Here is an 8,359-nt window from a genome sequence, read left to right as displayed (position 1 = left end):
CGAGCCAGCGGCCGCCCGTCGACGTCGCGGCGGCGAACTCGTCGCCGTCGAACGCCACCGCCCCCACGGTGTCGTGGTCCTTCTCGTATCCGCCGTCGGCGGCTCGACCCTCAGGGTCGGTGGTACCGAAGCGGTCGCGAATCCAGTCGCGGTGCTTGAGCGGGCCGCCCTCGGGATAGTCCTCGAGGTCCTCCCAGCGCTCCCGGGCGTCCTCGCTCCAGAGGTCGACTTCGGTCTCGACGCCGACGTCGGCGGCGAAGTCCACCGCGTGGACGCCGTTCAGGAGCACGTGCGGAGTCTCCTCCATCACGGCGCGAGCGACGGACACAGCGGCTTCGACGCCGGGCATCGACGCCGCCGCGCCCGCGTCGCGGTCGCTGGTCATCACGCCGGCGTCCGTCCGGATGACGCCGTCCGACTGGACCGCGCCGCCGGTCCCGGCGTTGAACTGGGCGTCCCGTTCCAGCACGCGAATCGCGGCCTCAACCGCGTCCACGACGTCGTCCTCGCCGGCGCCCGCGGCCGCAGCGTCGTCCAGGACTGCCTGCCTCGGTTCCGGGTCGTCCGGCGCGCTCCCAGCACCGCCGTGCACGAGTATTCGCATGCCGAACACTGGCTCGCGCCGGGCCTTAGTGCGTACGGAATCCACGCATGAACTCCGCCGTCGCGAACTCCGTGCGCATCGACCTCCAGCGGCGCTCGTTCGTGCCAGGATGCTACCGCGTGCTCGTCGCGCTGGCAGCCCTCGTCCGGCCCGCGCCAGTCGACGGACATCCCCCGCTCAGGTGCGTCCGAGTCGCCCGAGACAGGCGACTGACGGGTACCCGAGCATCCCCGGGAGGCGCCCCAGCGCGAGCGGTTTCGTGAGCGTCGAACGCGGCAACAATTGGCGGGGCCGCCCGAAACAGCAGTCCTTTTAGGCGCTTCCCGCGATTTCCAAACGACATGAGCTACGACAAGATTTCGGTCCCCGACGCCGGGGAGCAGATTTCCTACGACGAGGCCGCCGACGAACTCGACGTCCCCGACCACCCTATTATCCCGGTTCTCCACGGGGACGGAATCGGCAAAGACGTCGGACCGGCCGCACAGACGGTGCTGACAGCGGCCGCAGAGGCCACCGGTCACGACATCGCGTGGATGGACGTCTACGCGGGCGAGGACTCCCGGGAGATGTACGACGAGAACCTCCCCGAGGAGACCGTCGAGGCCATCCGCGAGCACCGCGTCGCCATCAAGGGCCCGCTGACGACGCCCGTTGGCTCCGGCTTCCGCAGCCTGAACGTCGCACTCCGCAAGAAACTCGACCTCTACGCGAACGTCCGACCGACCTACTACCTCGACGGCGTCCCGTCCCCCGTCAAGAACCCCGAGGAGATGGACATGGTGAACTTCCGGGAGAACACCGAGGACGTCTACGCCGGCATCGAGTGGGAAGCCGGAACCGACGACGTCGAGCAGGTCCGCGAGTTCGTCGAGGACGACATGGGCTTCGACGAGACCATCCACCAGGGCGACGTCGGCATCGGCGTCAAGCCCATCACCGAGTACGGAACCAAGCGCCTCGTCCGACGCGCCATCGAGTACGCCATCGAGAACGACCGCGACTCGGTCACGCTCGTCCACAAGGGCAACATCATGAAGTTCACCGAGGGCGCGTTCCGCGACTGGGGCTACGAGGTCGCCGAGGAGGACTTCCCCGAGCAGACCATCGACGAGGACACCCTCTGGGAGGAGTACGACGGCGAAGCGCCCGAGGACAAGGTCGTCGTCAAGGACCGCATCGCGGACAACATGCTCCAGCAGCTGCTCACCCGCACCACGAACTACGACGTCCTCGCGATGCCGAACCTCAACGGCGACTACCTCAGCGACTCAGCGGGCGCCCAGATCGGCGGCCTCGGCATCGCGCCGGGCGCGAACTTCGGTGACGGCCGCGTGCTCGCCGAACCCGTGCACGGCTCCGCGCCGAAGCACGCCGGCAAGGACAAAGCGAACCCGACCGCGATGATTCTCTCCGGCAAACTCATGCTCGAGTACATCGGCTGGGACGACGCCGCCGACCTCGTGCACGAAGCCGTCGAGAACCAGATCAGCGAACACCGCGTCACCTACGACCTCGAACGCCAGGTCGAGGGCGGCGTGAAACTCTCCACCTCGGAGTTCGCCGACGAAGTCGTCGAACGCATCGAGGACCTCGCGTAAGTCTGTTCTCGATCCCTCGGCTCGCGCCGAGGACGTCGAAGGCCTCGCGGAACTGAGCGTTCAGCCCCAGCGTGCCGGTTTTGTTCGGGAAGCGGCCGGCCAGCTACGACTCCGTCTCGATGCGGCCGAGCACGTCGCCGCGCCGGAACTCCTCGTTCTCGCCGACCGTCCGCTCGACGAGCGTCCCGCTCTCCGGGGCCGGGACGTCGACGCTGACCTTCTCGATCTGGATCTCGCAGACCGTCTCCCCCGCCTCGACGTGGCCGCCCTCGCGGACGAACCAGTTCGAGACGACGCCCTCATCGACGTCCTCGGCGTCGTCCGGCCAGACGGCGGTCGAGTCGATGGCTGCCGTCATGTGACGGATTCGACCGCCTCGACGACGTCACCGACCTGTGGGTTCACCTCGTTCTCCAGGGGCCGCGCGTACGGAATCGGGACGTCCGGCACCGCGACGCGCTCGACGGCCTCGAGGGCGTCCGGGGCGCGCTCGGCGACCCGCGCGGTCACCTCGCCGGTGACGCCGTAGGACTGGTAGTCCTCGTCGACGACGACGAGTCGGCCCGTCTTCTCGACGGAGTCGACGACAGTCCGGGTGTCCATCGGGACCAGCGACCGGAGGTCGACGACCTCGACGTCGACGTCGCCGCGAGTTCCTCGGCGGCCTCGAGCGCGCGGTGGACGTGCAGGCCGAGCGTCGCGACGGTGACGTCGCTGCCCTCGCGTTTCACGTCCGCTTCGCCGATGGGGATCGTGTAGTCGTCCTCGGGGACCGGCGTCTTCGGGCCCTCGGGCGCGGGCATCCAGCCGATACCCATCAGGCGCTTGTGGAACATGTAGACGACGGGGTCGTCGTCCCGGACCGCGGCGTGCATCAGGCCCTTCGCGTCGTAGGCGGTCGACGGCACCACGACCTTCATTCCGGGGAGGTGCGCGAACAGGCCGTACAGCGTCTGTGAGTGCTGGGCGGCGTCGTTGTACGTGCCGCCGACGGCGGTCGTCAGCACCATCGGGACGTTGACCGCGCTGCCGCTCATGTACGTGTTCTTCGCCATCTGGTTGTACACCTGGTCGAGGCAGACGCCGACGAAGTCCGTGAACATGATCTCCGCGATGGGGCGCATGCCCGCTTGCGCGGCGCCGACGGCCGCGCCGACGTACGCGGTCTCGCTGATGGGGACGTCCATCACGCGGTCCCGGTCGAACTCCTTGAGCAGGCCCTGCGTGGAGTCGAAGATGCCGCCGTAGTCCTGGACGTCCTCGCCCATGTAGAAGACCTCCTCGTCGGCGTGCATCTCCGACGTAATGGCGTCGACCATCGCGCGACTCATCGTGAGTTCGCGGTCCGCGCCGGCCGTTCCGGGGTCGGATTCCGTCTTCGCCATCAGTCGTCACCTCCGCTCGCCGCGGTCGGTTCGTCCACGAACACGTCCTCGTGGGCGGCCGCCGGGTCAGGTTCGGGTTGTTCGCGCGCCCACTCGATAGCGTCAGCGACGCGCTGCTCGGCGCTGTCGCGGACCTCCGCGAGTTCGTCGTCGTCCACGCCGTGTTCGCGGAGGTCCTCGGCGAGGCGCTCGATTGAATCGTGGCGCTTTGCGCGCTCCTGGTCGTCCTCCGGCCGGTAGGTCTGGGGGTCGCCCATGAAGTGCCCCATCCGGCGGTGCACCTGGACGTCGAGGAGCGTTGGGCCGTTCCCGTCGCGGGCGCGGCCGATGGCGTCCCCCGCAGCCTCGTAGACGGCGATTGCGTCGTCGTGGTCGACGCGGATCCCGGGCATGTCGAACCCGTCGGCGCGCTGCGCGGTCGTCTTCACGTCGGTGATGCGCGGCTGCGGCATGCTGATCGCCCAGTCGTTGTCCTCGACGACGAACACGACCGGGAGGTTCTGGACGGCCGCGAGGTTCAGGGATTCGAGGAACGCGCCCTGGTCGACGGCGCCCTCGCCGAGGAAGGCGACGGCGACGGCGTCCTCGTTTCGCTTGTCGGCGGCCATCGCGGCGCCCACTGCGGGCGGGCAGCCCTGGGCGATGATACCGCTGCACGCGAAGTTGACGTCCGGGTCGAAGAGGTGCATGTGTCCGCCTTTCCCCTTGCAGAGGCCGGTCTCTCGGCCGAATATCTCGGCGGTCATCCGGTCGAGGTCGACGCCCTTCGCGATGGCGATGTGGTGCGGGCGGTGTGGCGCGGTCACCGTGTCCTCGTCCCGGAGGTGCGCGCACACACCGGCCGCGGAGGCTTCGTGGCCCGCCGCGAGGTGCAGTTCACCGGGAATCGGCCCCGCGGAGATGTCGAACGCGGGTTCCTTGCCCTCGAGGTAGGCCTCCTGCAGGCGTTGTTCGTACTCGCGAGCGGTCACCATCTGCTCGTACATCTCTCGCAGTGTGTTGACCCCTACCATACTAGCGCCTTCGGCGGGGGCGACGATAAAAGTTAGCTAGTCGATAGGTCTGCGGTGTCGGTCCCCCAGTTACCCCTGCCAGTCCGGGTTCTCTCGAGCGGGGTAGAAGATGTCCACGCCCCGGACGTGCTCGTCGCCGTCGTTGACCGCGCCGTGCGTTTCGCCGCCGGGAATCGCGTACGACTCGCCGGCCGTCACGACGTGCTCCTCGCCCTCGACGTCGAACGTGAGCACGCCCTTGTAGACGAACCCCGCTTGCTCGTGGTGGTGGTCGTGGGCCGGGACGTCCGCGCCGGGCTCGATGTGGAAGTGCTGGACGCTCATGTTGTCGCCGACGGCGAGCTGTGCCAGGTGGACGCCCTCGACGGCCTCGACCACGTCGCGCTCCGCGAGTTCTACGGTTTCCATGCCCGAGACGACGGCCCCGACCGGCAAAAACCCGGGCGGTAGCGGCAGCGAGACCCACGAGACGGACTGCAATGCGACACGCGAATCGGACTGCAGCACTGCCGCGGTTTCGAGCCGCCAGTCCGGCGCTCGCGGACGGGACGTTTATCTGCCGAGCCGACTGACACCGGAGTAGATGACGTACGCCGTCGTCGGCTGCACGGACTGCGGCGCGCTCTGGGTCGTGGAGGGACGCCCGCAGACGTCGGGGTGTCCGCGCTGCGAGAAACGCCACCAGTTCTCGAACCTCCGGCAGTTCGTCACGACGGACGACGAGGACCACGCCCGCGAGGTGCGGGCGTCGATGCTCGCGAACCGAGCCGGGCACGGCGACGCGTTCGCCGACGTCGAGGCGTTCACGACCCTCGGCGACTTCGCCGAGGACGCCGGGATGAGCGACGAGGAGTTCCTCGACGCCGCGGGCGTGGACACCGACGAGGTGGCGGCCGTCGAGGACCGCGTCGAGCAGTCCGCTCGCAGCCTCGGGAAGCGAGACGCCGTCGAGACGGCGCTCCGGGAGCTCGACGACCCCACCGAGGCCGAAGTGAAGTCGTTCGCCGCCGAGCACGGCGTCGACGGCGACTACGTCGAGCGCGCGCTCCGGAAGCTCCAGCGGGCGGGCGAGGTGACCCGCGACGGCGACGGCTACCGGCTGCTGTAGGGAGTACTCACTGCGCGCTCAGTCCGCGACCACGGCAGGATCGAGGCTATCGTAGCGGACGACGGCATCGAAGCACTCGAGCGGGAGCGCGTCGCCGTCGAGGATGCCGCGGTCGTCGCCCGGCGCGAGCGTCGTCTCCACGAACCACGCCGCGACGGCGGCCTCGCGCGCGTCGCCGTCCTCGTCGAGGCGGCGCTGGGCCTTCGCGAGCAGGATAGCCGCAGTGACCACGTCGAACAGCAGGTCGGCGAGTTCCTTGGCTTCGTGCTGGGCGTACGCGTCGTCCGCCGACGCGACCGTGAGCAGGGCCGCCTGGAGCGTCTCGTGGCGGTCCCGGACCGTCGCCTCGACGTCGGCGAGCGCGGGGTGGGAGACCTCGTCGAGGTAGTCGTCGACCAGCGGCAGCAGCGCCTCGTGCGCGTCCTCGACCTCGAACGCCCGGAGGAGGTCCAGGGAGAGGATGTTCGACGTGCCCTCCCAGATCGGGAGGACCTGGGCGTCCCGCAGCAGGCGATTGGTGACGAACTCCGAGACGTAGCCGTTCCCGCCCTGTATCTCCATGGCGTAGGAGGCGGCGTCGATGGCCATGCGGCCCGTCCGGTGTTTGGCGACGGGGACGAGCGCGCGCAGCAACCGGAACGCCTCGGTGTCGTCGTGGTCGCGCTCGTAGCGGTCGAAGTGGCGGGCGGCCTCCATCGAGAACGCGAGCGCGGCCTCGAAATCCACCTGCATGTCCACGAGGTCCCGGCGCATCAGGGGGTACTCCGCGATGGGGTTCCCGAACGCCTCGCGGTTCGCGGCGTGAATTTTGCTCTCCAGGAGCGCGCGACCGACGACGCCGACGGCGCCGGTGGCGTTCGTGACGCGCTCGTAGTTCAGCATCGTCGTCATGTACTCGAAGCCGCGTTCGGGGTCGCCGACCAGGTAGCCGACGGTGTCCTCGAACTCGACCTCGCCGGTCGGGACGCTGACGGTGCCGAGTTTGTCCTTGAGGCGGCGGTACCGCTGGTGGTTCGGTCTGCCGTCCGGGAGTTCGTGGGGCACCACGAACAGCGACAGGCCGTTCGTCCCGTCGGGCGCGTCGGGCCGGCGCGCGAGCGCCAGCGTCCCCTGTCCGTCGATGTTCGAGCAGAACCACTTCTCGCCGGTGAGTTCGTAGACGCGGTCGGCGGGGACGCCGTTGTCCGCGGGCGCGGCGTCGTCGGCCGGCCTGGCGACCGTCTCCGTCGCTCCGACGTCGCTACCGCCCTGCTCTTCGGTGAGGAACATCGCGCCCTGGATCAGGTCATCGTGGGACCGAGCCGTCAATCCGTCCAGATAGTGGTCGTAGTGGCCGTCGTGGTCGTGGTTCCGGAGGACGAGCGCTGCACCCGCGGTCATGGAGACGGGGCACGCGAGGCCGACGTCGGCGTAGCACAGTATCTGCTGCATCGTGAGCGTGTGCAGCAGACCGACCGGGTCCTCGCGGTCGGGCGGCGCGTCGAAGGCGTCCGCAATCAGGCCGCTGTCGTAGCTGAGTCGCTCGTTCTCGATCTGCGCGGGGTGGTAGTCGACGTCGTTCGCGAGATTGCCGCGCCTGTCGTACGTCCTGAGTTCGGGGCCGTGTTCGTCGACGACGTCGGAGTTCGCCGCGATGGCGTTCCCGACCGTCGCGCCGAACCCGCCCAGTCTGGGGGCCGCCCACTCGTACTCGTCCTCGGGGTAGACGCGGCGTGCTTCGCGAGCGAGCGCGGGTTCCAGGCGCCAGTAGTTGCACCCGCGGCCGTCGCCGAGCGCCCCGTAGTCGATGGGGCCAGTATTGAGTGTCATTGCCACACGTACGACGCTCGCAGCGTATAGGTACTTCTCAACGCGTTGTCGGTTGGAAGTGGTTTCCCGGATTCGATGCGGGCGAGGCGTGCGAGCGTCGGGGTTACAGCGGGCCGCCGGCGAGGCCGCGCCACAGCGTCAACGCGAGGATGAGGACGGTGAGCAGGAGTTTCAGCACGCGGAGCGCGCGCACCGCCCGCGACCCGCCCGGGTCGGGGTCGTCGCAGTCGTTGCGGACGTTCATATTACAGGAATCGAACCGCGGGAAAATAACTCCGTGTCTGCCGCGGGCTGAAAGTGAAAGTGCTCGCAGCGCGACCGTCAGGCGACAGCCGCCAGGAGCACGACGCCCACGACGCCCACGCCCGACAGCCAGCAGACGGCCTGCAGTTTGTTCGGGATGGGCAACAGACTCCCAGTCTGGTACTGTTCGGGTTGCCCCGTGGATGCGCCGATGCGGGCGCTCGCCGCCGCCGTCTCGATGCCGATGTCCGTGAGGCCGACCATCGCCGGGACGACGAACAGCGGGATGCCCACCATGAGCATCCCCAGGAGGAGCAACGGGAAGTCGACGAACAGGGCGACGCCGAAGAGGACCACTGCAGCCCCGAATCCGACGGCGACGTTCCGGAGGACCGTGGCTCGTAGCTCGGACGATGCCATGGGGCGTGATTCGCCGCCGGCGGCAAAGTGTTTTCGTTCAGACCTGTTATCGGCCGAGTTCGGCGTGCGCCGAGGAGAGGTGGCGCGAGGCCAACGCGGACAGGAGGCTGAGCTCGCCGGCGAGCGCGCCCGCAGCGATGATTTCCGCGAGCGCGTCGGCGTTCGCGCCCGCCGGG

Annotated in this window: 9 protein-coding genes and 2 pseudogenes; 2 read left to right on the top strand and 9 right to left on the bottom strand. The window is 68.9% G+C overall.

Annotated features, from left to right (window positions below):
- The coding region (locus GRX66_RS14125) for an isoaspartyl peptidase/L-asparaginase (RefSeq protein ID WP_159527133.1) at positions 1-604 on the bottom strand (604 nt) is incomplete at its 3' end.
- 341 nt (positions 605-945) lie between these two features.
- On the opposite strand from GRX66_RS14125, the gene icd reads away from it, so the two are divergent.
- Positions 946-2,205 carry an isocitrate dehydrogenase (NADP(+)) gene (gene icd, locus GRX66_RS14120; RefSeq protein ID WP_159527132.1) on the top strand — a complete coding sequence of 420 codons (1,260 nt, stop codon included), beginning with the start codon at positions 946-948 and terminating at the stop codon, positions 2,203-2,205.
- 103 nt (positions 2,206-2,308) lie between these two features.
- On the opposite strand, the gene GRX66_RS14115 is transcribed toward icd, so the two are convergent.
- The 4 genes and pseudogenes from GRX66_RS14115 to GRX66_RS14100 form a co-directional block, all read right to left on the bottom strand.
- The gene (locus GRX66_RS14115; RefSeq protein WP_159527131.1) at positions 2,309-2,563 is read right to left on the bottom strand and encodes a lipoyl domain-containing protein; all 255 of its coding nucleotides are present in this window, start codon (positions 2,561-2,563) and stop codon (positions 2,309-2,311) included.
- A pseudogene (locus GRX66_RS14110) lies at positions 2,560-3,590 on the bottom strand (alpha-ketoacid dehydrogenase subunit beta). The gene GRX66_RS14115 and the pseudogene GRX66_RS14110 overlap by 4 nt, the downstream one beginning before the upstream one ends.
- Complete coding sequence (locus tag GRX66_RS14105; protein WP_233745534.1) at positions 3,590-4,603, bottom strand: thiamine pyrophosphate-dependent dehydrogenase E1 component subunit alpha; 1,014 nt, start codon at positions 4,601-4,603, stop codon at positions 3,590-3,592. The pseudogene GRX66_RS14110 and the gene GRX66_RS14105 overlap by 1 nt, the downstream one beginning before the upstream one ends.
- A 69-nt stretch (positions 4,604-4,672) precedes the next feature.
- Complete coding sequence (locus GRX66_RS14100; protein WP_159527130.1) at positions 4,673-5,011, bottom strand: cupin domain-containing protein; 339 nt, start codon at positions 5,009-5,011, stop codon at positions 4,673-4,675.
- Positions 5,012-5,186: 175 nt separating this feature from the next.
- Between GRX66_RS14100 and GRX66_RS14095 the strand changes: the two genes are divergently transcribed.
- The gene (locus GRX66_RS14095) at positions 5,187-5,711 is read left to right on the top strand and encodes a DUF5817 domain-containing protein (RefSeq protein WP_159527129.1); all 525 of its coding nucleotides are present in this window, start codon (positions 5,187-5,189) and stop codon (positions 5,709-5,711) included.
- 18 nt (positions 5,712-5,729) lie between these two features.
- Here GRX66_RS14095 and GRX66_RS14090 read toward each other — a convergent pair whose 3' ends face one another.
- The 4 genes and pseudogenes from GRX66_RS14090 to GRX66_RS14075 all read right to left on the bottom strand — a co-directional run.
- A complete protein-coding gene (locus GRX66_RS14090) occupies positions 5,730-7,520 on the bottom strand; it encodes an acyl-CoA dehydrogenase family protein (protein ID WP_159527128.1) in 1,791 nt (596 codons plus the stop codon).
- A gap of 103 nt (positions 7,521-7,623) precedes the next feature.
- Positions 7,624-7,764, bottom strand: coding sequence for a hypothetical protein (locus GRX66_RS14085; protein WP_159527127.1), 141 nt, complete (start codon positions 7,762-7,764; stop codon positions 7,624-7,626).
- Positions 7,765-7,841: 77 nt separating this feature from the next.
- Entirely contained in the window at positions 7,842-8,183 is a 342-nt protein-coding gene (locus tag GRX66_RS14080) for a hypothetical protein (RefSeq protein ID WP_159527126.1), read from the bottom strand.
- Between the two features lie 46 nt (positions 8,184-8,229).
- Positions 8,230-8,359 (bottom strand): annotated as a pseudogene (locus GRX66_RS14075) (3-hydroxy-3-methylglutaryl-CoA reductase); the annotation flags it as partial.

The sequence above is a fragment of the Halobacterium bonnevillei genome (genome assembly GCF_009831555.1).
GTDB classification, from domain to species: Archaea; Halobacteriota; Halobacteria; order Halobacteriales; family Halobacteriaceae; genus Halobacterium; species Halobacterium bonnevillei.
This window is presented reverse-complemented; position numbering and strand designations above follow the sequence as displayed.

What these genes read in the sequence shown, in the direction of transcription:
- GRX66_RS14115 (WP_159527131.1), bottom strand. Translation starts at nt 2,563, where the DNA reads ATGACGGCAGCCATCGACTCGACCGCCGTCTGGCCGGACGACGCCGAG.
- GRX66_RS14100 (WP_159527130.1), bottom strand. Translation starts at nt 5,011, where the DNA reads ATGGAAACCGTAGAACTCGCGGAGCGCGACGTGGTCGAGGCCGTCGAG.
- GRX66_RS14080 (WP_159527126.1), bottom strand. Translation starts at nt 8,183, where the DNA reads ATGGCATCGTCCGAGCTACGAGCCACGGTCCTCCGGAACGTCGCCGTC.
- GRX66_RS14105 (WP_233745534.1), bottom strand. Translation starts at nt 4,603, where the DNA reads ATGGTAGGGGTCAACACACTGCGAGAGATGTACGAGCAGATGGTGACC.
- GRX66_RS14085 (WP_159527127.1), bottom strand. Translation starts at nt 7,764, where the DNA reads ATGAACGTCCGCAACGACTGCGACGACCCCGACCCGGGCGGGTCGCGG.
- icd (WP_159527132.1), top strand. Translation starts at nt 946, where the DNA reads ATGAGCTACGACAAGATTTCGGTCCCCGACGCCGGGGAGCAGATTTCC.
- GRX66_RS14090 (WP_159527128.1), bottom strand. Translation starts at nt 7,520, where the DNA reads ATGACACTCAATACTGGCCCCATCGACTACGGGGCGCTCGGCGACGGC.
- GRX66_RS14095 (WP_159527129.1), top strand. Translation starts at nt 5,187, where the DNA reads ATGACGTACGCCGTCGTCGGCTGCACGGACTGCGGCGCGCTCTGGGTC.